The 23,438-nt window shown below is 45.3% G+C and carries 21 protein-coding genes and 1 other RNA gene; 9 read left to right on the top strand and 13 right to left on the bottom strand.

The genetic code is table 11. The features are described 5' to 3' along the window. Window positions 1–168: 168 nt before the first annotated feature. Window positions 169–375, bottom strand: coding sequence for a hypothetical protein (locus EO95_RS14245; protein WP_235283037.1), 207 nt, complete (start codon window positions 373–375; stop codon window positions 169–171). Window positions 376–644: 269 nt separating this feature from the next. Between EO95_RS14245 and EO95_RS14240 the strand changes: the two genes are divergently transcribed. From EO95_RS14240 to EO95_RS18525, 8 genes are all read left to right on the top strand, one after another. Then, window positions 645–1,649: a PHP domain-containing protein gene (locus tag EO95_RS14240; RefSeq protein ID WP_200895054.1), complete on the top strand. Its 1,005-nt coding sequence runs from the start codon at window positions 645–647 to the stop codon at window positions 1,647–1,649. A 470-nt stretch (window positions 1,650–2,119) separates the two neighbouring features. After that, a complete protein-coding gene (locus tag EO95_RS14235; RefSeq protein WP_048135712.1) occupies window positions 2,120–3,925 on the top strand; it encodes an ABC transporter substrate-binding protein in 1,806 nt (601 codons plus the stop codon). A 14-nt stretch (window positions 3,926–3,939) separates the two neighbouring features. Further along, a complete protein-coding gene (locus tag EO95_RS14230; protein ID WP_052733599.1) occupies window positions 3,940–5,589 on the top strand; it encodes an ABC transporter substrate-binding protein in 1,650 nt (549 codons plus the stop codon). Between the two features lie 131 nt (window positions 5,590–5,720). Next, on the top strand, window positions 5,721–6,668 hold the full coding sequence (locus EO95_RS14225) for an ABC transporter permease (RefSeq protein WP_048135710.1): 948 nt from the start codon (window positions 5,721–5,723) through the stop codon (window positions 6,666–6,668). After that, window positions 6,665–7,579, top strand: coding sequence for an ABC transporter permease (locus EO95_RS14220; protein ID WP_082106067.1), 915 nt, complete (start codon window positions 6,665–6,667; stop codon window positions 7,577–7,579). The genes EO95_RS14225 and EO95_RS14220 overlap by 4 nt, the downstream gene beginning before the upstream one ends. Then, the gene (locus EO95_RS14215; RefSeq protein WP_048135708.1) at window positions 7,576–8,541 is read left to right on the top strand and encodes an ABC transporter ATP-binding protein; all 966 of its coding nucleotides are present in this window, start codon (window positions 7,576–7,578) and stop codon (window positions 8,539–8,541) included. The genes EO95_RS14220 and EO95_RS14215 overlap by 4 nt, the downstream gene beginning before the upstream one ends. Beyond that, a complete protein-coding gene (locus tag EO95_RS14210) occupies window positions 8,532–9,224 on the top strand; it encodes an ABC transporter ATP-binding protein (RefSeq protein WP_235283036.1) in 693 nt (230 codons plus the stop codon). The genes EO95_RS14215 and EO95_RS14210 overlap by 10 nt, the downstream gene beginning before the upstream one ends. A 40-nt stretch (window positions 9,225–9,264) precedes the next feature. After that, window positions 9,265–9,393, top strand: a complete 129-nt coding sequence (locus tag EO95_RS18525; protein WP_268767913.1) for a hypothetical protein — start codon at window positions 9,265–9,267, stop codon at window positions 9,391–9,393. A gap of 363 nt (window positions 9,394–9,756) precedes the next feature. On the opposite strand, the gene EO95_RS14205 is transcribed toward EO95_RS18525, so the two are convergent. The 4 genes from EO95_RS14205 to EO95_RS14190 all read right to left on the bottom strand — a co-directional run bounded on the left by EO95_RS14205 (window position 9,757) and on the right by EO95_RS14190 (window position 13,386). Beyond that, window positions 9,757–10,476, bottom strand: coding sequence for a dihydromethanopterin reductase (acceptor) (locus EO95_RS14205; RefSeq protein WP_048135704.1), 720 nt, complete (start codon window positions 10,474–10,476; stop codon window positions 9,757–9,759). Window positions 10,477–10,587: 111 nt separating this feature from the next. After that, window positions 10,588–11,217 carry a DUF447 domain-containing protein gene (locus EO95_RS14200; RefSeq protein WP_235283035.1) on the bottom strand — a complete coding sequence of 210 codons (630 nt, stop codon included), beginning with the start codon at window positions 11,215–11,217 and terminating at the stop codon, window positions 10,588–10,590. Beyond that, the gene (locus tag EO95_RS14195; protein WP_048135702.1) at window positions 11,214–12,260 is read right to left on the bottom strand and encodes a triphosphoribosyl-dephospho-CoA synthase; all 1,047 of its coding nucleotides are present in this window, start codon (window positions 12,258–12,260) and stop codon (window positions 11,214–11,216) included. Before EO95_RS14195 ends, EO95_RS14200 begins: the two co-directional genes overlap by 4 nt. Beyond that, the gene (locus tag EO95_RS14190) at window positions 12,247–13,386 is read right to left on the bottom strand and encodes a methanogenesis marker 9 domain-containing protein (RefSeq protein WP_048135700.1); all 1,140 of its coding nucleotides are present in this window, start codon (window positions 13,384–13,386) and stop codon (window positions 12,247–12,249) included. Before EO95_RS14190 ends, EO95_RS14195 begins: the two co-directional genes overlap by 14 nt. A gap of 405 nt (window positions 13,387–13,791) precedes the next feature. On the opposite strand from EO95_RS14190, the gene rnpB reads away from it, so the two are divergent. After that, an RNA gene (gene rnpB, locus EO95_RS16825) (RNase P RNA component) lies at window positions 13,792–14,152 on the top strand. A 202-nt stretch (window positions 14,153–14,354) separates the two neighbouring features. Here rnpB and EO95_RS14185 read toward each other — a convergent pair. The 8 genes from EO95_RS14185 to EO95_RS14145 all read right to left on the bottom strand — a co-directional run bounded on the left by EO95_RS14185 (window position 14,355) and on the right by EO95_RS14145 (window position 23,173). Continuing rightward, on the bottom strand, window positions 14,355–15,524 hold the full coding sequence (locus EO95_RS14185) for a geranylgeranyl reductase family protein (protein WP_048135698.1): 1,170 nt from the start codon (window positions 15,522–15,524) through the stop codon (window positions 14,355–14,357). Between the two features lie 530 nt (window positions 15,525–16,054). Continuing rightward, window positions 16,055–17,053 carry an NAD(P)/FAD-dependent oxidoreductase gene (locus tag EO95_RS14180; protein ID WP_048135696.1) on the bottom strand — a complete coding sequence of 333 codons (999 nt, stop codon included), beginning with the start codon at window positions 17,051–17,053 and terminating at the stop codon, window positions 16,055–16,057. 597 nt (window positions 17,054–17,650) lie between these two features. After that, the gene (locus tag EO95_RS14170) at window positions 17,651–18,274 is read right to left on the bottom strand and encodes a DUF116 domain-containing protein (RefSeq protein ID WP_048135693.1); all 624 of its coding nucleotides are present in this window, start codon (window positions 18,272–18,274) and stop codon (window positions 17,651–17,653) included. After that, on the bottom strand, window positions 18,267–18,902 hold the full coding sequence (locus EO95_RS14165; protein ID WP_048135690.1) for a DUF116 domain-containing protein: 636 nt from the start codon (window positions 18,900–18,902) through the stop codon (window positions 18,267–18,269). Before EO95_RS14165 ends, EO95_RS14170 begins: the two co-directional genes overlap by 8 nt. 100 nt (window positions 18,903–19,002) lie before the next feature. Further along, entirely contained in the window at window positions 19,003–20,247 is a 1,245-nt protein-coding gene (gene hdrD / locus EO95_RS14160; RefSeq protein WP_048135687.1) for a dihydromethanophenazine:CoB--CoM heterodisulfide reductase subunit HdrD, read from the bottom strand. A 2-nt stretch (window positions 20,248–20,249) separates the two neighbouring features. Further along, window positions 20,250–21,032, bottom strand: a complete 783-nt coding sequence (hdrE, locus tag EO95_RS14155; protein WP_048135685.1) for a dihydromethanophenazine:CoB--CoM heterodisulfide reductase subunit HdrE — start codon at window positions 21,030–21,032, stop codon at window positions 20,250–20,252. 598 nt (window positions 21,033–21,630) lie between these two features. Further along, a complete protein-coding gene (locus EO95_RS14150) occupies window positions 21,631–22,308 on the bottom strand; it encodes an NAD(P)/FAD-dependent oxidoreductase (RefSeq protein ID WP_048135683.1) in 678 nt (225 codons plus the stop codon). A 481-nt stretch (window positions 22,309–22,789) separates the two neighbouring features. Continuing rightward, window positions 22,790–23,173 (bottom strand): ferritin family protein, encoded by a 384-nt coding sequence (locus EO95_RS14145; RefSeq protein ID WP_048135681.1) that lies wholly within the window; start codon window positions 23,171–23,173, stop codon window positions 22,790–22,792. Window positions 23,174–23,438 lie beyond the last annotated feature (265 nt).

Below are 23,438 nucleotides of genomic sequence, written 5' to 3'. Positions count from 1 at the left end.
GATAGGAGTCCGTCTCGTGGGCTCGGAGATGTGTATAAGAGACAGGTCTGGTACTGTGTCATCTGTGTCTGAAAGTTATGGTTCATATGCTGTGCAAGTAAAACATAAATCCAGTACATTGATATCAGACGTGCGTGTCGAAATGAGGATAACCAAAGGGATAAATTATTACAATTGGAAGACAAGGTCAGGACCGCAGTCAGATTCTACGAATCGCGTATGTTTTCTTGCCAGATCCGTAGTCCACTGCACGATGGAGAAGTTTATTTCATCGAAGAGGTCTACCACATATTTTTCGAAATCATCTCCTTTTTGCTCGGACTCGTTTTCAAAAATGACGCTTAGAATCTTCCTTAGCTTTCTGAATAGACCCATAGTTATACCACTATTGTTTTTGTGAAAATATCGAGGTATTAAAGTCTATTTTTATAAATGTGGTGATTTGGATTGGGTAAAAAAGTGTACAAGGTGATAACGCCGGAAAAGTCCCAAAAGAGTTTTTCCATGAGTCAAAAAACGTCCAGATTCTGATATGAGTTTCTCAGAAAAACTTAATCTAAAAAAAGGATAATACTATAGTAGGAGAAATATAAAACTTAATTAAAATAATCAGGACAAAATAATAATCCAGGGATTCTACGCCTATGGGGAGAAGGCCGAAGAATTATCAGGAAAAGCTGATAACACCGGAACGGGCAGCTGAGCTTATGGAGGAAGGCTGGAAACGGGCAGACCTGCATGTGCATACAACCTGTTCTTTTGACGTGCTCCCGGCAAAAGATTTGCGTCCCGAGAGTCTCTATGAAAAAGCCCTCGGGATGGGCATGGATTTTGTCACATTTACGGATCATGATACAATCGAAGCATACGAAATTCTCGGACGGGACAGGGAAAAACTGGTCTCTGGCGTTGAAATGACCATATATGATCCGAAGTTTGCAGGGCATACCCTGCACGTGAACGTTTTCGAACTTTATCGGGAGGACTTTCTAGAACTTACCGAGATTGCAAAAATAGAACATGACCTGAAGAGTTTTATAGGATATCTCAAGCGCCATAAACTACCTTTTATCTACAATCACCCCTTCTGGTTTGAGCTTCACGAGGAACCTGAGCCCTCTGCCGTCCCTGAACTGGCAAAACTCTTTCCTGTACTTGAATATAATATGCATGAGCTAAAGCAGAAAAATGAGCTTACGATCGCCCTTGCGGAAAGATTTGGCAAAGGTATCGCTGCAACAACGGACACACACTCGGGGGGGCTGGGGAAGGTATATACTCTTGCAAAAGGAGAGAGTTTCAGGGAGTATTTCAAAAATATAGAGAGAGGAAAAAGTTACATTGTTCCTGAAGACCTTACAAGGGAAATTCTGATAGAAGAAATGAATACATGGATAGACCTGATATTTGAAAAAAGTCAGAAGACCCGGGATATAAAAAGTTACCTTACAGGAATAAAGTCCCTGGATACAATGGTAAGGATCTCGAGGAGTGCACTTTTAAATTGCTCACCCAGGTTGAACAGGACAACCATGGGCCTGCTCTACTTGATCTCAAATACAGGGCTCCCGGCTTCACTCTATATCCACTCGAAAAAAGTCTTTGCAAAAGAAATTGAAAAAAAGATTGAGATTGAAAGTCAAAGATAAAAACGTATATTTTTGTCTATTTTTCCAGTTAGATTAAAATATTCCAGTTTGATTAAAATTTTCCAGTTTGATTGAAGTTTTCCAGTTTTATAGAAGTCCAACACTTAAAAAAAATGCTGTGCATGGATCTGTTTTTCAAAAGAGTATTAAAAATCAAAAGGTTTATATTACGAAATTGTTTAGGTAATATAACATAAAAAAGAATAAATTAGTATGATTTTTAATTATATAGAGATTTAATCTTAATAAGAGATGCAAATAAAATTAAAAAATAGAGCACATTAAGGTTACCATTATATTTCTTACTCATAGTTCACGCATAGCACTGCCCACGCCCTCCATTGATGCAGAGGAGAGCAAGATGACAATTAGTTTAGCAAAAGAATCGGAACCTTTGGTGCTATTTCTGTAATCCGGGAGACAAGAAATATCCGGGAGAAAAAAAACATAAAACAGGAGTAGGTAGCAGGATGAAACAGGAGAAAAATATTACGGGATCAGGATTAAACAGAGGATTGAAACAGTGGCTGACCTTTGCCACACTCATCTTTATTTTTTGTGCAAACATGTATCCCGCAGTAGCGGCAGGAACTGAGGATTCTGGAGAAAATCTTACGTCCTCGAATGACGGGATTTTTGACCGGGTCATTACATATATTAAAGGCCTGTTTGGAGGAGAAGAAAACCTGCAAGACTCGGGAATCAGCTCGGGAACCAGCGTGGGAACCAATTTAGAAGCCTCGGCCTCCGGTGTGGAGCCATCGGCAGATACCGAAGTGTCCCTGAAAATCGCAACTCCAAGCGTAATAAAATCGGCATCATTTCTCGGGGATTCAAGTCTTGGAGTTTTTGCCCATCTCTCAAACCCACCCCTCATGAAAATGGACTCTGAGGGGCACCTTACAGGCCAGCTTGCTGAAAGCTATGAGGTTTCGGAAAATAATACATGCTGGACCTTCTACCTGAAAGACGACCTCTACTGGAGCGACGGAAAGCCGGTTACCCCCGAAGACGTTGAGTTTTCAATCCGCTACTACGGGAAAGAAACACCCTGGGCAAGCTGGATAAACGATACCCTGGAAAGTTCGGCTGTTTCTGATGCCGACAATTCCGTAACCTTCAGATTTAACAAGCCTTACACCCGCATTGACCTGGAATTTGCAACCTACAACATCCTGCCCGCCCATGTATGGGAATCTATCGAGAACCCCATGGAATACTTAAACGAAGGCCCCTACGTGGGCTGCGGGCCCTATTACCTCAAGCAGATAAACCTTAATGCCGGAAAACTCGTTTTTGAGAAAAACCCATACTGGAAAGGGAAGGCTCCGGCATTCGGAAGCGTGGAGGTCCACTTTTACTCCAATATGGACGTAGCCACCCTGGCCCTTGAAAACGGGGATGTTGATACTTATTACAAGTACGCAGGTTCATACCCTTACCCCAACATAGAACAGCTTGAAAAGACCGGGAATTTCGACTTCATGGAAAAGACAAATATCGGGCTTGTCTTCCTGGCCCCGAACCTGAAGAAAGCCCCCCTCTCGGACCTGCAATTCAGGGAAGCGCTTTCCTATGCCATAAATTACGAAGAAATCATCAAGCTCGAGACCCTAGGCTATGGGGATGTCCCGAACCGCGGCTTTGTGCCACCTTCCATGGAGGCCTTCAAAGAAACTGAAAAACTTGAGTACAACCCTGAAAAAGCCAGGGAAATCCTGAAAAAAGCAGGATATTCGGACAGCAACGGAAACGGTATCCTTGAAGGCAAAGATGGCAAAGACATCAAACTTGAAATCCTGATAAGGCCGGACTATGCCCGTATAGGCGAGCTTCTTAAGGAATACCTGGAACAGGTGGGCCTTGCTGCAGACCTGAGGACTGTGGACGCAGATACCTGGTTTACCCTGAAGGACAACTATGAATATGACCTGACAGTAACCCGCTCAACCCCCTGGGGCATGCTGATGCACGCAAACTGGGGAAGCGGCTATTTTGATTCAAGAAGAACCGGGCAGGGAGTCATGCACAACGTGGACGACCCCGAGTTCTTGCAGCTCTGCGATGACATCCTCGCAACCACGGACCCTGAAGAGCTTCAGAGCTATGCATATGAGCTTCAGGACTACTATGCAGGGAACCTGCCTGCAATTCCCCTCTACTGGGATAACGTGGTTACTCCATTCAACAGGCAGTTCGAAGGCTGGTATGCAGACCCCCTCTATGGGATCTATAACCTTGACAACTTCCTGAATGTGACGAAAACCCCTGCTTAAGGAGAGAGCAGCGTATGAGATGGACAAAAAGCAGGGTGTTCTGTATTGCAGCCCTCTCTTTACTATTTTTAGGAGGGATTTACCTGTTAATGCTGCCTTCAGAAAGTGAGGGGGCTTCGGGGATTGAAACTCCGGCTGCGGAAGCGGATGCAGAAGCGGATGCGAACTATTCAGAGGGACCTGAAAAAGTCCTGAAGATCGCGACCCCTAACGTCATAAAATCCGAATCCCTGATAGGAGACTACTACCTGGGCATCTTTGCACATCTTTCCAATTTCCCACTTATGCAGATGTCCGAAGACGGCAAGATTGTTGGCAGGCTGGCAGACCATTATGAAGTTTCGGAAGACCACAGGGAATGGACCTTCTACATCCGGGACGACCTTTACTGGAGTGATGGGGTAAAAGTGACCCCTGAAGACGTACGGTTCAGCATGCTTTACTATGGAGAAAAAGACCCTGCAGGCCGCTGGATAAACGATACCCTGGAAAGTTCCTCCGTTTCAGAGGCAGAAAACTCAGTGACCTTCAGGTTCAACAAGCCTTATACCCGCATCGACCTGGAATTTACGACATACAACATCCTGCCCGCCCATGTATGGGAATCAATTGAGAACCCCATGGAATACTCAAGCAAAGGCCCATATGTGGGCTGCGGGCCTTATTACATAGAATCCGTAGACCTGAACACCGCCCGCCTCATATTCCGGAAAAACCCTTACTGGAAAGGCAAAACCTGTGCCTTTGATAAGGTCGAGGTGGACTGGTACGCAAGTGAAGATGCCGCCTGCCTGGCCCTTGAGAAGGGAGAAGCCGACACCTACTACAAATACGCCTCCTCCTACCCGTATGCAAACATAGAGCGTCTGGAAAAAACAGGGGACTTCAATTTTGTCGAAAAGGACAGTACAGGGATGTGTTATCTTGGAATTACCTTAAATGAAGCCCCCCGCTCAGACCTGCAGTTCAGGGAAGCTATGGCCTATGCCATCAATTACGAAGAACTCATGCAGCTCGATACTCTGGGCTACGGAAGCGTTCCCAACAGGGGTCTGGTCCCTCCTGGCATGGAATACTACAAACCCACGGAGAAATGCACTTATGACCCGGAAAAAGCCAGGGAAATCCTGAAAAAGGCCGGATATGAAGACCGCAATGGGAACGGGATTGTAGAAAACAAAAATGGAAAAGATATCCTCCTGGAACTCATGATCTTGCCGGGCTACGAAAGGGATGCCGAACTTTTGCAGGAGTACTTCCGGGCCGTGGGAATAGACATTGAAATCGAAAACGTTGACCAGAATACCTACATGGACCGAAAGGACACTTCCAGGTACGAGCTTGTCTTTTCGAGGACCACTCCCTGGGGTATGCTGATGCATTCGGGACTGGGTACCGGGTACTTTGATTCCAGACGCTACGGTTACATCGAAGACCCTGCATTTACCGGACTTTGCGATCAGATCCTGAATACGACGGATTCCGAAACCCTGCGTTCCTGTTCGTACTCCCTGCAGGACTATTACGCGGAAGAACTGCCGGTAATTCCGGTTTACTGGAAAAAGGTTGTCACGCCCTATAACAAAAAGTTCGAAGGCTGGCACTACAACAACCTGGATGGGATCTACACCCTTGACACCTTCCTCGATTTACATGAGGTATGAAGGCAGCTTCCGGATGACAATACTGTCAGCTACTCCTCCCTGTTAGATCCGGTAAACCGGAGCTTCTAGGGGGGAATCCTGCTCAGGCGGTTGAAAACGACAAACCGATATGAAAACGGCAAGGTGATACAATGAGTGAAATGGTTAAAAAAACGCTCAGGTATGCGGCTTCCTTTTTCCTCATAGTTACCCTCAACTTTGCGTTCCCGAGGCTTATGCCAGGGGATCCCGTAAAGAATCTCATAGGGGAGGATGTCTACGTTTCGGAGGCCGTAATGGAAGAGCTGAGAGCCGAGATGGGGCTGAACAGGCCGCTTTACGAGCAGTTTACAGCTTACATCGGAGACCTCCTCCGGTTTGACCTGGGTTACTCATATCACCTTCACAGCCCGGTAGCCGAGGTTTTGAGGGAGAGGATAGGCTGGACCCTCCTTTTTGTGGGGATTTCCGTACTTCTGGGAGCAGTTCTGGGGACCCTGCTCGGGGCATACGCGGGCTGGAAACCTGAAACAAAGGTAAACCGCCTCGTATGCTGCGGGTTTATTGCACTCTCCTGCACACCTCCCTATTTCCTTGCCCTGCTTTGCCTGGATATCTTTGCCTTTGAACTGGGGCTTTTTCCTTTCAAGGGATTTTATGATGTCCCGACCCCTGGAAGTGTCATGTACCACATGTTTTTACCGGTAACTGTGATGGCCCTCTTTTCCGCCTCCAGGAACTTCCTGATAATGAGGGGGAGTGTCATACAGGAAAAAGGACAGCTTTACGCCCTCTATGCCCGGGCAAAGGGCCTTTACGATATATCCATTCTTTTCAGGCACGTCATAAAAAATGCCTCCCTTCCCATCATTACCCTGCTGGCCCTTGATTTCGGATTTCTCTTCAGCGGAGCCCTTTTTACAGAGATAGTGTTTTCCTTAAACGGCATGGGGACCCTTATTTATGATGCAATAATAGGAAAAGATTACCCCGTCCTCCAGGGATCTTTTCTGGTAATAGCCCTTGCGGTTTTGCTTGCGAACATGCTCGCAGACCTGCTGTATGCAGTTGCTGACCCAAGAGTCAGGAGGCCGACATGATGCAAAAGGAAGTGTACATACAGGAAAGTGTCCGGCAGTGGAAAGATATTATAGCCCATCATTTAAACCTCGATATTCGGAAATATGAAAGAACCTTAAAAAAATTCAACCGGGGAGGACTTTTTCTCTTCGCCTTTTTCCTTATCCTTGCCCTGTTTCCCTCCCTTTTTGCCCCTTACTCCCCGACTGAGCGTTTCATTTCTTATGAATCCCCCTCGACTGCCCACCTCCTTGGGACAAACGATATCGGAAATGACATACTCTCGGAGCTGGTTTACGGGGCCAGAATCTCGATGATGGTGGGCTTTGCCTCGGCTTCCATCTCAACCTTAATAGGCCTCATGATAGGGCTTTGTTCAGGTTACTTCAGGGGGATGCCGGACGAGCTGCTTATGGGTTTTACCGACGTTGTCCTGACAATTCCGAAGATCCCCCTGATCATAATCATAGGTGCTTTCCTGCACCCGAGCATCTGGACCCTTATCCTTGTCCTTGGGCTTCTTTCCTGGGAGTCCATTGCAAGGGTTGTACGCTCAAAAACCCTGCAGATAAGGGAAGCAGGTTATGTCAAAAGTGCCCGATGCATGGGATTTTCCTCTTTTCACATCATGGTCTCAGACATCTTCCCGAACCTCATCCACATCCTGCTGCCCAAGTTCATGCTGGCAACGGCTTCGGCAATGATTTCCGAAGCCTCGCTCTCCTTCCTGGGACTCGGGGACATAAGCATGAAAAGCTGGGGGATCATGCTTTCCTTTGCCTTTTCCCGGGGCGGTTTTATCAGGGACATGTGGTGGTGGTACCTGCCCCCTGGGATCTGCATCACGCTCTGTGTAATGTCCATTGCACTGATAGGGTTTGGATTTGAAGGAGGGAAAGAAAACGGAAAAAGAGGAGTGGATACGGAATGAACCCCCTGCTGGAAGTAAAAGACCTGAACGTTTCTTTTCAGGGAAATGAAAACGAAAAAGAAAAAGAAAAAGAAAACGTGACCGCTGTTTTCGGCGTTTCATTTTCTATAAGGGAAAAAGAAACCCTGGCCCTCGTAGGGGAAACGGGCTGTGGGAAATCCGTTGTTGCACATGCGATTATGCGTCTGCTCCCCCTGGAATCCAGAGTTAAAGGGACAATAGAATTCGGAGGCAAAAACCTCCTCGAACTGAGCGAAAAAGAAATGACAAAGCTCAGGGGAAAAGAAATCTCCATAATTTTCCAGAACCCTTCTCTTGCTTTAAATCCTGTATATTCCATAGGGCACCAGCTTGCAGAACCCCTCCGAATTCATGGACAGGAAAAAAAGGAGAATACCAGCCTCTCAAAAGTTGCAGGAGCCCTTACGCGAGTGGGTTTTTCAAATCCCCATGAATACATGAGATACTACCCCTCCTGGTGTTCCGGAGGGATGAACCAGCGCTTTTTGATTGCGGCTTCAACAATGCTTAACCCAGTACTCCTTATAGCAGACGAACCCAGTAAGGGGCTCGACAGGAACCGCGTAGCTGAACTGGAAAACGAACTGGAAGGACTGAAAGAAAAGAGTGAAACCTCCCTGCTTCTCATAAGCCACGACCTCGGCTTCGTGCGGCGGCTTGCAGATAGGGTTGCCGTAATGTATGCCGGAGAAATCGTTGAGATTTCCGACCCCTCGAATCTTTTTGAAAGACCACTACATCCCTACACCAGGGGGCTCCTGAATAGCTTACCTGAAAGGGGATTTGTGCCCATACCCGGTTCATCCCCACCCCTCAGCAGCCCGCCTGAAGGCTGCAGGTTCCATCCGAGATGTCCTGTTAAAGAAAAAAGATGCATGCAGGAGCGTCCCGACCTCAAAGAAAGCAATGGAAGGGCTGTGAGGTGTTTTTTGTGTCTCTGAAAGCCGAAAACCTCTCCAGGGCGTACGGGTCCGGCCTGCTGGGAAAGGGAAAATACATTTTCCGGGACGTGTCTTTTGACCTTGAACCCGGGAAAACCTTCGGGCTGATGGGCCCCTCGGGAGAAGGGAAAAGCACACTCGGAAGAATAATTGCAGGACTTGAGGGCCCCACAGATGGCGCAGTCCTTTTTAACGGGAATCCACTTTCCAGGATGAAAAAAGCCGAATACTCAACTTTCCGCCGAAGGGTCCAGATGATGTTCCAGGACCCGACAGATGCCTTTAACCCCAGGAAGCGAATCGAGCATTCGATTTTCGAAGTCCTGAAACTGCTCGATATCTCCGGAACCGAGCGTATCCGATGTACAAAAGAAATGTTAAAGACCACAGGCCTCCCGGAAGAAGTGCTTTTCCGCTACCCTTCCCAACTCTCTGGCGGCCAGCTCCAGCGTCTTGCCCTGGGCCGGATTCTCCTGCTCGATCCGGAATACATTATCCTTGACGAACCGACCTCTGCTCTTGATGTCTCGGTCCAGGCCCAGGTCCTCCACCTGCTGAAAAAAGTGCAGGCCGAGCAGGGAATAGGTTACCTCCTTATCTCCCATGATGAGGCCGTGATCCGTTTTATGTCCGATAGCTGCGGAGAGCTTGAAAACGGGCAGCTGGGCTTGATTGAAGTGTGATACAGGGACCGATCCCGAAACAGGCAGATTATAAGGAAAAGTGAATAAAAAAGAGCTCTTCGTTGTTTTGTATGGATGTCCTCACAAAAACCAAGGTGGTCTTGAATTGAAAATCATCTTATCCATAGAGACTGACGAAGAACCAAAAAAAGTGAATAAGGAAAAGTAAAGGCCGGTTTGAATTTGCACCAAGAAGTAAGATTGGAAATAGAAAGGGAGAAAACTTGGCAAGAGAAATTGACAAACATAAAGAATATTGGAGCCGGAAATGGAACCCCGGGCAACCACTGAATATAAATAAAAAAAGAAGGGCGGCAGACCCTCCAAAATAACAGCGTTAACAAAATATTTATATATAGGCAAGGAATACAACCCAATAACAAAACAATTTAAGTTGATTTTAAAATCTTTTGCCAAAGGAAATCTCCACAATTTCCACGGAAAAATGGATTATCCAGATAATCCATTTCCTTTTTTATTTTTTTCAAATATTTCATTGTCGGGACATTTTTTGGCCGGAAAAATGAAAAACTTAGAAAAGATCCAGAATGGCTTCCGGGCTTTCAAGTACAGTGATTCCCTGTAGCTCTTTTACAATCTCAACATTGCGCATGTCCACATCCCTGACCAGGACTTCAACAGGCCCGCCCTTGATGGCATTATAAGGGCACAATTCCTTGCAGATCCCGCAGCCTTTGCATTTCAGGAGTTCTATCTGGTCTGTGACACCGTTTTTCTCAGTTATTGCTTCGTGGGGGCAGTTTTCCCTCGGGGGGCAGTCCTCACAGTGCCGGCACTGTTTTCTGTCAATGTTGTAGGGCATTTCCGATACGATCGAGCCTTCAATGTCCACTGGCACGATATAGACCGGGACCCTTCCCTTAACAGCCTGGGCAACGGCATTGGTTACAAGGGAATCGGCAATCCCATAGGCGATTTTCGAGACTGTATTTGAGGTTGCAGGCGTAACGAAGAGAGCATCGTACCTGTCAAGGAGAAAGCGCCCGACTTTGGGAGAACTTGAACCCTGCTCGCTTTCCCGGAAAATCTCTTCAAGGTAGTCTCCTCCCGAGATTTTCACAAGCTTCTGCTCAAGCCCGTACATCCGGAGCACCTCTTCAGCTGCCCTGGAAATATACGTGTTTACGGAAAGCTCGTGGTCTCTTTGTTTGAGTTCCTTAAATACCTGGTAGCTGCGGTCCAGGAAATGTCCGGCGCCGGTAATTCCCCATGCGATTCTCTGAAAATTCATGAACAGAAGTCATGCCATAGAGGATAATATAATTTTCTAAAGAAAGCGTGACTTAGAATAGGGAACTGAAACCAGAAAGAATCAGAAAAGGGTATGGAGTTAGAGAGAAATTCAAATCCCCAGAACTTCATAAAGCAGTTTCATAGCTTTCTTTTCACTATCTCCCCCGCATTTGGAAGCAAGGGTCTCATAGTGTCGGATCCATTCAAGGTATTTTTCATCCCCCGAAAGCTGATAGCGGGTTGCATGAACTGTAGCCTCAAGCACGGCATTGAAGCCGCGGTTAGGGGTCGGGATCGCTCTCCTGTTCGCCTCAAAAAAGCCCGCCCCGAGCGGGAGAAGGTCGGATATCACAGTCTGTTCCGTATCCTTGAGGTTGGTGCACCTGAAAGCTACCCAGGAAATGGCCGATTTCAGGACAGGAAACTTTTTCCCGCCAATGTCCACAAAATCAAATTCGGAAGATTCAATGTCGAAGAAGGTGGAGCGTACGAGGAGCAGGGGGTCATATACCACGTTTGCTACGAGAACCCCTTCCCGGACCAGGTTTTCCCCTGTATGGCTGCCTTTGAAAATGCGGACAAAAGTCTTCTGGTTTTTCCTGATAATCCCTATAGGAGCCGCATTGGGGTTATCAAGCCCCGTACTTACGATTGTCTCAGAGATACCTTCCAGAATCCCGTATTCAGAGAGGTCGATATCTGGTTTACAGATATCTCCGGATTCATCATATTTTTTCAAAAACGTAGTCCTCCAAGAAGGGCAATAAAAAGCCCTGCAATAATGATATCTGCCGTAGAGCCCGGATTGATCCTTTTTTTCAGAAGCTCGGAGTCAAACTCCTGTACTGCAGGAAGGATGGATGCAAAGTCCCTGGCTGTTTTCCCTGAAGTTTCCCAGCTTGAAAGGATCTCACCTGCTCTGGAAGAAACATAATCTGCAGTTTCAATATCGAATTTGGTCTGGATGAAGGTATCCCTGTGCCTGGAAAGCAGTTTCAGGAAAGTATACACTACAGCCTCGTTGATTCCTGTGCCCGAACAGCTGGAAACTGAGCCTCCGGTTAAAGCTTCTGCCCCGCAGTTTCGTGCCTGCATGAACTCAAGAATACTTTTTGCCCCCTCAAGGCAGCGCCCGAAACCTGAGGTCCACTCATTTGCGATCAGGTCATACCCTCTGGCAATTTCCATAAGATCGTAAAGGGTAATGTTCTGTTTCCTGAGATCGGCAGTTGATTCAGAGTCTTTAAGATCGAATTCGTCCACACTATTTACCCTGACTCCTGCATGCCCGAAAGCCCTGTAGAACTCAACAGCGTCTTCGCAGTTCGTTGCACGGACAAAATTATGGGCGCGGGCAGCAAGACTCTCAAATTCCCCGGCTTCAAGCCGGAAACCTGCTTCCCCGGAGTGGGGGGGTTCTCTGGAGATTTTGCCTGCAGCCATTGCCAGCGGAATCAGGAGTAAAAAAGCGCCAAAATGTGTATTTCCTCCCTGCTGCCAGGCAGAGCTTTCGCAAACCGCACTCCTGAGAATTGACCCTATACTGTCTTTACTCCTTGCAGCAAGCTCAAAGACAGGATAGACGGCAACTGAAGAAGCTACAAAATGCTCAAAACACGTATCAGGATAATTATGTTCCCTATCAACGTTCCCTGGTTTTGGAGAGGCTGAGACCTCAAGCAACATAGCAAGCTGTGCACGGCGTGCAATCAGGCTTGAGGTTCGGGAATCCTCCACCAATTCAGGGATATGACAGGAGAAAGCAGTGTTATTGGGATTCATTTACCGGAATCCTGGCATGATCAAGGACGTGTTTTGCCAGCTGCTCCTTAAGTTTCATGTACTCCGCATCAGAGAGGTTAAGTGTATTCAGTACACCGTTCCTGATCCAGCAGGGCTTTGTAATCTTACAGCACCAGACAAGGCTGCCGAAACAGGTATCCTCCCCGTACTCGAGCATTGTGCCTCTGGCAAATTCCATTTTTGTCCGGGCGAACTCTTCGGCAGTGTATCCCAGTTTTCGGAATTTCGCATGCACAGGGCAGGGTTTTACCGGAAGACAGCAGAAAGCCAGTGCCCTGAAGTCCCCTTCACTGCAAACGTGTTTGGGAGCATTATACCAGCCTATTGACTGCTGGTAAGAACTTACACTCTCTACAAGTTCCCTGACCAGTTCGGGGTTTTCCATGGCGCCTCTCGCAACAGATACCATGTCAGCTCCTCGGGAAAACATGTCCTTTGCCGTTGCAAAGTCAGTAACCGAGTTGTTGCCTATAAGGAAGAGCCTTGTAGCATCCCTGTAACTTGTGATCGCATCAAGGTCGGCTCCAAACTTTTCGAGCATGGAATCTACATGGATGATATCAGCCCCAGCCTTATCAATAAGCCTGGCAAGTTTGACATCATTCACCACATTTGCCCGTACCTTTACGGAAAGCACGACTCCGGTTTCCTTTATTGCCTTTATCCAGGCAGAAAGCCTTGGGAGGTCATGCAAAAGGGCTTCTCCGATGCCTGCCTCAAGCATTTCAGGCTGCTTGCAGTGGGCGTTTAACTCAAGGATTGCCCCTTCTTCCTTTACAATTTTAGCAGCTTCAATTAAAGGCTCAAGGGTGGTGCTTCTGACGTTTACTGCAACAGCACTGCCCGAGTTTACTGCCCGGATTTCCTTTTTTATAAGCTCCAGAGGTTCATCGGAGATGAACTCTTTTCTACCTCTGGCTACGAGCTCTGATGCAACTGCAATAGATCCTTCATCAAGATTGAAGGCTCCAAGCACTACCAGCCCGGCATCACCTGCATACTGGTTGGCAAAAGCGCTGTCGACAATTCCTGCCATTGGCGCCAGTGCAATGGGATTTCTAAAACGGACATATCCAATATGCAAATCAAATAGACAATTACTCATGTTTTACCTCTAAAAAATAAGACTGTAAACTGAACACAAAAATGATAGTTATAGTCACATATTAAGCTAACGAATCTTTTTAATCTGAATTGAATATTTTTTAAGAGATTTAGGAAATGGAAAATCCATTTCATTTTCTCGATTACAATACATATATATTAATATTTGGGCATATCCCTAACACGCAAACGATATATGGAGTACACGGAAAGAATGCACCCGTTCATCCAGAACCGGGAAAGAATTAAAATCAGCCAGAAAAATCATCCCGGAAAATCAGCCAGAGGTCGCTGAAGACAATTTTACTCAGGAGTCCTCTTTAACCAGTATCCTTTTGCAGAAATATCATCCCATAAATATATATACGATCGAAAAATATATAGGGCAAGTTAATCAGCAATATGCGAGAGAGGCTGGGCGGCTGCCGGACCTTCTGGTCTGAGGAAAGTCTCCCCACCGTTCCGGACACACGAACATCTGTAAAGGATGTCGGGCGAGAGCCCGGGCCCTGGCACAGAAACGATAACCATCCCCTGCAAATGCGATGATGCCATAAGCTGAGGTCACAGGGAGAGTGGATGAAACGGCGAATCCTCGTGGGTGCAAGTTGGAAATCGGGAATAACGAGCAGTTCGGAATCGCCCGATTGGTTTTGGTAACGCTTAGCCGAATGCCGTCGATGCAAGAGTCCTCAGGGACCATTTCTTCCACTGATGAGGTGGCAGGAATTTTTGCATGAACAGAAGGGAGCTTACACGCCTCACTCGCATACAATGATTATCTTCAGGTTTATTTTCAATCTTTGCTCAGAAGTTCTTTGTTTTCTTTTGGTTTCGTACTTTCGATCAGTTTCTTTTACCTGCTCTTAGGACCCCGAAGCTGTTCTTTCATTGCCCTTAGCTATTACACCCCACTTTTTTTCCATTAATCCCTACTCTTATTTGTTAGCTCTTGCTTTATAGAAACCCTTACCGATTTCGTTCAGTTGCGGACTTAATTTTGGAGGAGGGCTCAGCCAGACTGAAATTGAGCAATAACCACCTGACATAGTCTTTGTGGCTTCTACTGAATACAACTTCATCCAGATATTTATCCAATATTTCCTTCCTGCTGAGAACAAGTTTGAAAGAGGTCTCGGGAAAACGATGCATAACCTTTTCCAGTTTAAGGGAACTGCCAAGGAAGTTTCCAAACTCCTGCCTGCACCTGGATTCATACTCTTTAAGGGCGCTCAATTTCCGGTCATAAAGCACAAGATCAGCTACGTTCTCCGCTGCAAGCTGCCCTGACCGGATGGCATATGCGATACCTTCCCCTATGAAGGCGTCCACGAAACCTGCGGCATCCCCGCTCAGAAGGAGCCTTGAACTTATGGTTTTTCGTTTTATCCCTCCTACCGGGATAATATGGGAATTGACCTGCAATTCTCCTGAAAAACCGTTTGCCCGCAAAAAATCCTGCATTACCTTCTTCGGATGCTTTAGATATTCAGCTGTTCCCGTGACCCCCACGGAATAGTACCCTGCGTGAGGGAAAATCCAGCCGTACCCCCCGGGTGCAGTCCCGAAATGAATGTCTATTACACCGGGAAACCGATTCCTTATCACCTCGTCATCTTCAGGAACTTCCGAAACAAGGGCAAGCCCATATTCCGTTCTCCGGTCTCTCTGCGGCCTTACTTTATACTTAAGCATGCCTCCGGAGCCTTCCGCAATAAGGACAAACTTGGCAAGGTAAGTGTTCTGCAAAGTCTTAACCTCAACGTATTCTTCTCTTTCCTCGCAGTCCAGCACCTTTTCCCCGAAGTGGACCTCAATTCCAGTCTCCCTGGCTTTATCAAGCAGGAAATTGTCAAAGACATTTCTGGAGACCAGCAAAGCTAACCTGGAACTACTTTGCCTTTCAGTACAGTGCTCCCTGAAATGAATCCTTATCTTTGAAATATCCCTCTCGACTACGGACTCAGGGAGTTTGAAATCCAGGCAGGATAATGCATAAGGGGATAGAGCCCCTCCGCAGGGCTTATACCTCGGGAAATTTTCTTTTTCAAGCAAGAGGGTTGAGATTCCTGCTCTTCCAGCTACCCTTCCGGCAGAAGCTCCCGAAGGCCCTCCGCCCACTATAATCAGATCATACATACTCAAGACCCCAGCTTATTGATAAGAGACAGGCCGTGAACATACAGCCTCAAATGAATTGTTTACCCCATAAAGTAGATTGATGCTCGAACAATAAAAAGATAGAGGAAAAAGAGAAAACGAAGGGGTCCCTGATAAAATCCTGAAGTGCCTATAAAAATTCCGGCTTATTTTTGAAAATCCCCTATATTACCTGAGTTTAAAATTCAGAAGGGACCAGCGAAGATAATCCTTTAATTAATACTGAAATCCACAACTTCAAGATCTTTATCAACCATTTTTTCACTTGAAGTAAAGATTTTAAATGATTGGTTAGGGAAACGAGGTATTATCCTGGAAAACATAAGCGAATAATTAAGGTGAATTCCAAATTCGGCCTGAAAGAGGGACTCGTGTCTGCTCAAATCTTTGAGATTCCTACCACCCGTGGAAAGTCTCTAAGGTAAGGTTCTTTGAGGAACAGGGCAATCAACGGCACTCTTTCTTACGGGTTATTTCATGGTATTTTATCAGGTTGATTTACGATTTCATCATCTATATACCATGTTCAAAAGTTTGAGAGGGTTTTTGCTGACAGCAAGTGAATAGTACGCGCAGGGATAAGCCAGAGGGCCCAGAGTTTCAAAAATAAACCTGTTTCTTTCCGAATGCTCCATTTTTTTAATCAAATGCTTCTTTATCAAATCGTTATAGGATTCACTTCGAGTTATACTTCTTGCAGCAAAATTAGCGCTCTGGATTGCGTACCTCATCCCGAATCCCCAGAAGTAGTCCTGAAAACCGCCTGCTTCCCCTATGAGCATTGCCCCATTATCATCATACAAATTTTTCTTTATTTCGAAATGCCCGTAGCCACCGAATTTTTTCCCTGAAGCTAGCTCCCTTTTATCAAGAAAACCTGAAAAATATTCCACAGTATTCTGGAGGAACTCATCGGAGCAGTGGGCCAGTTTGCGGTTAAAAACAGTTGCAATTGTTCCATGGCCGTTTTTGACCAACAGGTAAGAGTAAAATCCTGTGGCTATTTCACTTCCAAAAGCCATATGATAGCCACTCTCACAGTTCGTTTTGAACTTTATTCCTTTTACAAAAGCAGTTGCATTTTTCGGGCCTGTAGCGTTTACTTTTATAGGAACTTCCTTTTCCGGCACGGAAGCGAAGTGGATGTTTACCCCCAGTTCTTCAGCCTGCTCAAGTAAACATGTATCCAGACAACCTTTACTGCCCCCTCTTCTAACCAGATAACAGCCATTTTTCACTTTGATTGTCTTTATTTTTCCGGAATAATGAATAGTTAATTCGGATATCGGCTCGTAATCAAAAGACAGGTCAATCCCGTATGATTCTATCTGTTTCAGGACATCAATTTTCTCTGACCAGTTCTCAATACCCTGCCAGTCATCATTGAATCTTGTACCAACATAATTCTTTTTTTCATAAACATTAACGCTATACCCATTTTTCCGAAGAATTATCGCACATGCAAGGCCGCTTATCCCTCCGCCCATAATATTTATTTCTTCGTTCAAATAAACACCTGCAGTGACTGGAATTCCCAAATATTTATACTTTTCTTTTTAACCAGGCAGCCTACAAAAATTAAATGGAAGATGTCGATTTTACGTAATAAACAAGGTTAATCACTACTCAAAGAAGGATGGAGAAACGTGATCAATAGCCAAAAGTTAAAGAAAATTAGCTCATGAAATTTGCGAATTGGATCTTAATAAAGAACACGATAAATATTGTTTTACTTAGGCTGAATAGTCATTTTAATCAAATAATTTATGATACGATTTTGCAAAAATGTCGCATGATACCGACCCATGCGCTTAAACTTAAGCACATTAGATGCAAGGTAAAAGATATAAACCGAAATCGTCTTACTTCACAGATTTGTGGAAAAGCATATTATGTGCCTAAAAAAACCGAAGTTAGGTACAACTTTTACTGCAGAGTAGATTTCTTCTTCAGTAATAAAAATTTGAAAAACATTCGTAAACTATGATGTAGTCACGTTCTTCGGTAATAGAAATAAATGAGGGAACAATTTCAACCCCCCACAAAATGGAGTCATTTAAATTTAAAAATAATACAAAACAATTCAAAAAAAAACTAATTTAGATTTAGAAAGTTTTAAAATCATCAAACACTTTAAGCACCTTCTGGTAATTCACTTCTGTCCCGAAACAGCCATCGTTTTCCATAGTAATTCCGTAGGTTATCACTTTTTTGCCTTTGAGGGCACGCATAACTTTATTGATTTCATAATCACAGGCAATTAGAAGGATACCATCGGCGGCTTCCATTTTAAGTATGTTCTTCACATATGAAGAGCCAGTCAGGATGAAAACTTTATACCCGTATTTTTCAGCATCTTTCTTTAACTGAGTAAAAACGCATTTTCCACAGGACTTACACTGGATTCCTGTCTGTGTAGAATGGGCAGGGCAGTCAAGAGCTCGCATGCAGTGGGGAGCAAGAATAATCCTTTTTTTTGTTTTTGCAAAGGCAGAAGCATGGGCTCTGATTTTCAGAGATGACATCCATTTGTCCAGAACACGGGTATCGGAAAACTTGAGAAAAATATGTCTCAGAGGCAAATAAAAGAAGTCGAGCACATTTGCAAAAAACCCTGCCAGCAAGACATTTTGTGTGAGGCTCTTGCGGCTGACAGCCAGGGCTACGGCTGAAAGGACAAGGGATAGGATGGTGACAAAAAACAATGCCTTTCCAATGTAGTTATACATCGCACATCTCCATTTTATGAATTATTTCCTCAACGTTTGCTTCCGTATTGAAGCACCCGTCCTTGAGGAGAAGGACTCCCTGAGTGGGGACAAACGAAACAGCCTGCATGTTCTCAGCAAGTTCATTATAGCAGGCAACCCCTAGACAGGCTTCCGGCTTATATTTCTTGAAGATCTTTTTTACAAAGCTGCCCCCAGGGACTACAAAAACCCTGAAACCATACTTTTCAGCAGCTTCGTAGAGTTTTGAAATGTCACAGAGCCCACAGCGCTTACACTCATACCCGTAGACCGGGTCGCAGCGGGCCTTACAGTTAGGGTGACGCAGGCACTGCGGAAGAAGCAAAATTTTCTTGCCTTTGGTGTGCAGGAAATCATCGTGCATAACAGCGTTCCGGACATCAATGAGAATATCGTCAACAAGGGTATCCCTTATCCGGAAAACTCTGCAGATCCATTTTGCAGGAGAATAGAAAAGGTAGAGTGTGAACAGTACGAAACTCGGAAAAATGATCCTGTGTTTTTTGAACGAGTAGACCCCTATGAGAAGGGCAAGCTCGGTACCTACAAGAGCAAGAAGCATCAGGTACACGAATACTTTTCCGAGAAATTCGTAAGGAATATGCATATTCAAGGGGAGGTAGGTATCGGTATTTAAGTTTTACTATAAAAAGTAAGACACCGGATCAAGAAAAAGAGAAATAAAGAAAGCTGGAAAAAACCAGCCTTCAAGCCTTTTTGGGTTCTTCTACACTGAGACCGAGGGCCTGTGCAACCAGTACAATTACGTCCTCAACCTCGATGTCGGCTTTGAGGGAGTCACGGCCATCCATGAGGTTCCTCTTACAGAAGGGACATGAGCTTGAGAGGATGTCTGCATTGGTTTCAAGGGCATCCTTAACGCGGGATTCGGCAACACCGAGGGCAAGATCGGGGAGACCTGCCTTCACACCACCGCCAGCTCCACAGCAGCGCTGGAATTCCTTGACCCTGTCCATTTCTACAAACTTAACACCCGGGATGTGTTCAAGCACAAACCTGGGAGCATCGTAGACGCCTACGTGGCGGCCAAGGTGGCAGGGGTCGTGGTATGTAATGGTCTTGTCAATGGATTTTTCCCATTTAACTTTGTCCTTCTTGATCAGGTCTGCAAGGAACTCTGTGATATGGACTACCTCAAAAGGCAGTTCTTCTCCGAGAAGCCTCGGCCAGTCGACCTTGGAGGCACGGAAGCAGCCTGCACATGCATAGAGGACCTTTGTGGCACCCTTTGCCTTTATGGCTTCTACATTGTGCTTTGCAGTTTCCCTGGCCACGTCATTGACATGGACCTGTCCGGTCCTGATAAGGGCGGAGCCGCAGCACCATTCTTCTTCCCCGAGCATGGCGAACTCGATGCCCAGCTTATTCAGCACACGGGAGGTGGCAAAAGCCAGAGCGAGCTGCTTGTATCCTGCAGTACAGCCGGTGAAGTAGACGATGTTTGCTTTGTCTGCAATCTTAACGTCTTCGGGGACCCAGGCAAGCCTGTCTTTCTGGTCAAGGAGGTAAGGGTTGTGGTACTGCCCGATAAGTTTAGGGAACATGCCCTGCTTTCCGAAGGGACCGATGCCTTTCTTGACAAGGTTTGTCCTCATGGATTCCCAGAGTTCCACAGTGTTGATACCTGATTCACAAACAGTTGCACAGATACCACAGGTGGTACAGCCGTGTACATCGTCTTTGAATTCTTCAAGTTCGGACTGGGGGATTTCCGTAGGGCCGAACAGCTTTGCTTTAAGCCCATAGGACTTGTTCATGAACTGTCTCCAGCGCAGGATCTTGTCCCTGGGAGCTAACCCGGGCTTCTCGCCGGAAGCAGCGTAAGTTGGACACCATTTTACACATTCACCGCAACGGGTGCAGGAGTCGAGCTCCATGAGCTGGACTGCTGTAAGGTTCTTGGTGTCAATTGATGGAGTTTTTTTTGACATTTTTATTCTCCTCCCTTGTTTGCAAGGATTGCAAGCGGGGTGGCGATTACGTGTATGTACTTGCTGTACGGGATGTATGCGATACAGAAGAGCAGGGAAATTATTGAGTGGAAGAGAGCTGCAGGGGGTGCAGTTGAGGGGTCAAGCCCAAAGCTCCAGATAAATCCGGTCCTTATACCATCGGCAACAAAACCGGAAATCGTGACTAAGAAGACTCCTCCGAGAAGGACCCAGTCATACATTATGGAAGCTTTCCTTGCATCCGAGACAAAGATTCTCCTGACTACTGCAATCATGACTCCGATAAGCAGGACATACCCGAAAATATAGTTCGGGAGTGCGAGGAAATCTCTGAATTCGGCGGGGGTGAATGGAAGCTCGATTCCGAATTTTTCGATCATTTCCACTGCAAACATGAGCCCTGACAGAGCGAAAAGGGCCATCCAGCCTGCAACAATCGTGAAGTGCATGAACCAGCGCAACGGGCTTCTCTTGAGAATTCTCCTCTGGAACATAATGTCGAGGATCAGAACCTCAAGAATCGGTTTTCCGTGTCCGTGGTGAGACTCTTCTACTACCTGTTCCCACCAGGTCTTTAAAAATCTGATCGCACTTCCCTTGCTTCCTGCCTGAGGCTCAAGAGCATAGCCTGTGACGCCTGCACCCCATTTCTGGAAGTTAAGGATCATACCGTATAAGAAAATCACAATGGCTATTGTGCTGAATATCATTATCTGGACAAACGTAAGTCTGAGTGCATCCGAGAGCCCAGAGAAGTATGCCATCTCACTGCTAATAGTTTATTCCTCCTATATATGGGTAAAAACTGAAAACTGATACTGCTTCAAAATTATCATTGATGTTATAGAATATCAATAACAGTAAAGACAGAGCAAGAACCGTAGCAACTGTCTGTATAAGGTTTGAATAGTCTGTTAGTCTTTGTATCTATTATATTTAAACGTTATCTTTAACATACAATACATCGAAAAGATCGCAAGAGGCGCGAAAATAGGGTCGCATTAAAGCAGTCTAACGGGGAAAGAAAAAGGGAAACTGGAAAATTGGGGTAGAATTATAACATAAAAATTATAAAACATTCTTATTGAAATTTTTCCTTGATGAAAATGAAAATAAGGTTTCAGAGAGATCAGGAAATCGCTGAAAAAGATAAAATGGACTCCGAAAAAGCCGAAAACGATAGGGTGGAAAAAGCTGGGAAAGAGGGACATCTGGATTAAAATTCCTATAAGATGCTTAAAAGAACATTTTACTCTGAAGAAAAACTACCCAGCATTCTTCCTGATATTAACTAATAATTAGTCTTCCTGATATTAACTAATAATTAGTCTTCCTGAGATTAACTAATAATTAGAGATCTGCTTACAGCCCTACCCCTTCTTTGAATTTCTCAATCCCTATTTCCTCCAGTACTTCTCCGATCCTTCTTGCCTTCCCATATCCTTTATAGAAGTTAATTATCCTGTCAACAAGATCCAGAACCTGTTCTTCGGAAAGGTCCTTTGCCATCACGCTCCCAAGCCTTGGACGAGGCCCTGCGCTCCCCCCGACGCTAAGAGTATAGCCTTTTGCCGTGCCCATGATTCCTATGTCTTTTATGCTCGGCTCGGAACAGGAATTCTGACAGCCGGAAACAGCCATTTTGAATTTAGAAGGAAGCTGCATGCCGTGGTATTTTTCATCAAGTTTCAAGCCAAGCCCGACGGCATCCTGTTTGCCTCTCTTGCAAAATGTAGTTCCAGGGCAGATTTTGACGCTCCTGACACAGAGCCCGATGGCAGCTCCGGGTTTCATACCCAGTTCAGCCCATGCTGCATCCAGGTCTTCCTCCTTGAGCCCTACAATCGCAATTCTCTGAGCTGAAGTAATTTTCAGAGCCGCAGCCCCATATTTGTCTGCGATGTCTGCTATCTTTCTGAGAGTTTCGGGATATACGATCCCTCCGGGAATGTGTGGAGCAATTGCATAAGTTTCCCCGTCTCTTTGCAAGATTGCAGCTTTCTCAGGAAGGTCTCCCTTAACATATTCCTTGCTTACCATATTTTACACTCTCCTAATTTAATAGATTCAGGTTTGTTTCAGGATCTAATAATCAGTTTGCTTGAGACCGATGTCCAGACATCAGAGCAAAAACTGAGTTGATAAACAGGCTGAAGTTCCCGAAAAATACCTTTGACCCTTAAATAAACGGATCTGGAAACCTGTTTTAGCCCCCGGAAATTAGACCCCTTACATAACTACAGAACCTCGATAATCCGACACCCTTCCGGATTAGAGGAATTAAACTTCTGGACTCGTAAAAAAGAGCACCAGACCAGATAATATATTGCTCGAGACAATATAAATTGTATGTGTCCACACCGACCTGTTTCAGGGAGTGAATTAATTATCAGAACCAAATACATGAACCTGTAAGGTTTTATGTGTCACACTATTAAGAACAGAAAGGAAGTAAAAGAATACAAATTAAGTAAGGTTTCAAAACAATAGAAGAACGGATCAGGAGATCCGTTTGCAGTTTTTACTGTTGCTTTTTAATCCTTTCCAGAAAGCCCTTGAGACCTGCTTTATGCCTGGCTTCGTCAAGGGACGCCCTCTCAAAGAAAAGAGCAGCTCTGGTATTGCCTTCCTTTCTGGCAAGTTCTGCAGCTTCAGCTTTTTCGACCTCGGCTTTACTTTCCCCTTCAAGCATCATTTCAAGGTTTTCAATTGTAGTGCTTTTTACGAGCCCCATAATTTCAGCCACTTCTGTGGCATGCCAGGCTTCGTCCATTGCTATCTGGCGGAGGTAGACTGCAACATCTGCAAGCCCTTCCTGTTCAGCAATCTTAGACATTGCCAGGTACCATCCAACTTCAGTGGTCTCTCCTCTAAAGGTATCTTTCAGAATTTTTTCAAGAGTCATAAAATCACCATGTTTTATTTAAAATAATCTTACTTATAAATAAAACGCATGATCGGATTTTGAACTAAAGTTTCTTTCTGTTCAGGTAGATATAAATCTCTGGCTGCATTTAACCCCTGCATTAGACCCTTCTATGTTAAATCCTGCAAAGTTTAAATCCTGTAAAGTTTAAATCCTGCAAGGTTTAAATCCTGTAAAGTTTAAATCCTGCAAAGTTTAACACTAATATCTGTCTCTTATACACATCTGACGCTGCCGACGAATA

Source organism: Methanosarcina sp. 1.H.T.1A.1, from assembly GCF_000979295.1.
Taxonomy (GTDB): domain Archaea; phylum Halobacteriota; class Methanosarcinia; order Methanosarcinales; family Methanosarcinaceae; genus Methanosarcina.
Note: the sequence above shows the minus strand (reverse complement) of the source record. Positions and strands in the feature narration are given on the sequence as shown.

What these genes read in the sequence shown, in the direction of transcription:
- hdrE (WP_048135685.1), bottom strand. Translation starts at nt 21,032, where the DNA reads ATGGCATACTTCTCTGGGCTCTCGGATGCACTCAGACTTACGTTTGTC.
- EO95_RS14230 (WP_052733599.1), top strand. Translation starts at nt 3,940, where the DNA reads ATGAGATGGACAAAAAGCAGGGTGTTCTGTATTGCAGCCCTCTCTTTA.
- EO95_RS14150 (WP_048135683.1), bottom strand. Translation starts at nt 22,308, where the DNA reads ATGGTAAGCAAGGAATATGTTAAGGGAGACCTTCCTGAGAAAGCTGCA.
- EO95_RS14245 (WP_235283037.1), bottom strand. Translation starts at nt 375, where the DNA reads ATGGGTCTATTCAGAAAGCTAAGGAAGATTCTAAGCGTCATTTTTGAA.
- EO95_RS14225 (WP_048135710.1), top strand. Translation starts at nt 5,721, where the DNA reads ATGAGTGAAATGGTTAAAAAAACGCTCAGGTATGCGGCTTCCTTTTTC.
- EO95_RS14235 (WP_048135712.1), top strand. Translation starts at nt 2,120, where the DNA reads ATGAAACAGGAGAAAAATATTACGGGATCAGGATTAAACAGAGGATTG.
- EO95_RS14165 (WP_048135690.1), bottom strand. Translation starts at nt 18,902, where the DNA reads ATGCATATTCCTTACGAATTTCTCGGAAAAGTATTCGTGTACCTGATG.
- EO95_RS14240 (WP_200895054.1), top strand. Translation starts at nt 645, where the DNA reads ATGGGGAGAAGGCCGAAGAATTATCAGGAAAAGCTGATAACACCGGAA.
- EO95_RS14205 (WP_048135704.1), bottom strand. Translation starts at nt 10,476, where the DNA reads ATGAATTTTCAGAGAATCGCATGGGGAATTACCGGCGCCGGACATTTC.
- EO95_RS14170 (WP_048135693.1), bottom strand. Translation starts at nt 18,274, where the DNA reads ATGTATAACTACATTGGAAAGGCATTGTTTTTTGTCACCATCCTATCC.
- hdrD (WP_048135687.1), bottom strand. Translation starts at nt 20,247, where the DNA reads ATGTCAAAAAAAACTCCATCAATTGACACCAAGAACCTTACAGCAGTC.
- EO95_RS14185 (WP_048135698.1), bottom strand. Translation starts at nt 15,524, where the DNA reads ATGTATGATCTGATTATAGTGGGCGGAGGGCCTTCGGGAGCTTCTGCC.
- EO95_RS14215 (WP_048135708.1), top strand. Translation starts at nt 7,576, where the DNA reads ATGAACCCCCTGCTGGAAGTAAAAGACCTGAACGTTTCTTTTCAGGGA.
- EO95_RS14220 (WP_082106067.1), top strand. Translation starts at nt 6,665, where the DNA reads ATGATGCAAAAGGAAGTGTACATACAGGAAAGTGTCCGGCAGTGGAAA.
- EO95_RS14145 (WP_048135681.1), bottom strand. Translation starts at nt 23,173, where the DNA reads ATGACTCTTGAAAAAATTCTGAAAGATACCTTTAGAGGAGAGACCACT.
- EO95_RS14190 (WP_048135700.1), bottom strand. Translation starts at nt 13,386, where the DNA reads ATGAGTAATTGTCTATTTGATTTGCATATTGGATATGTCCGTTTTAGA.
- EO95_RS14195 (WP_048135702.1), bottom strand. Translation starts at nt 12,260, where the DNA reads ATGAATCCCAATAACACTGCTTTCTCCTGTCATATCCCTGAATTGGTG.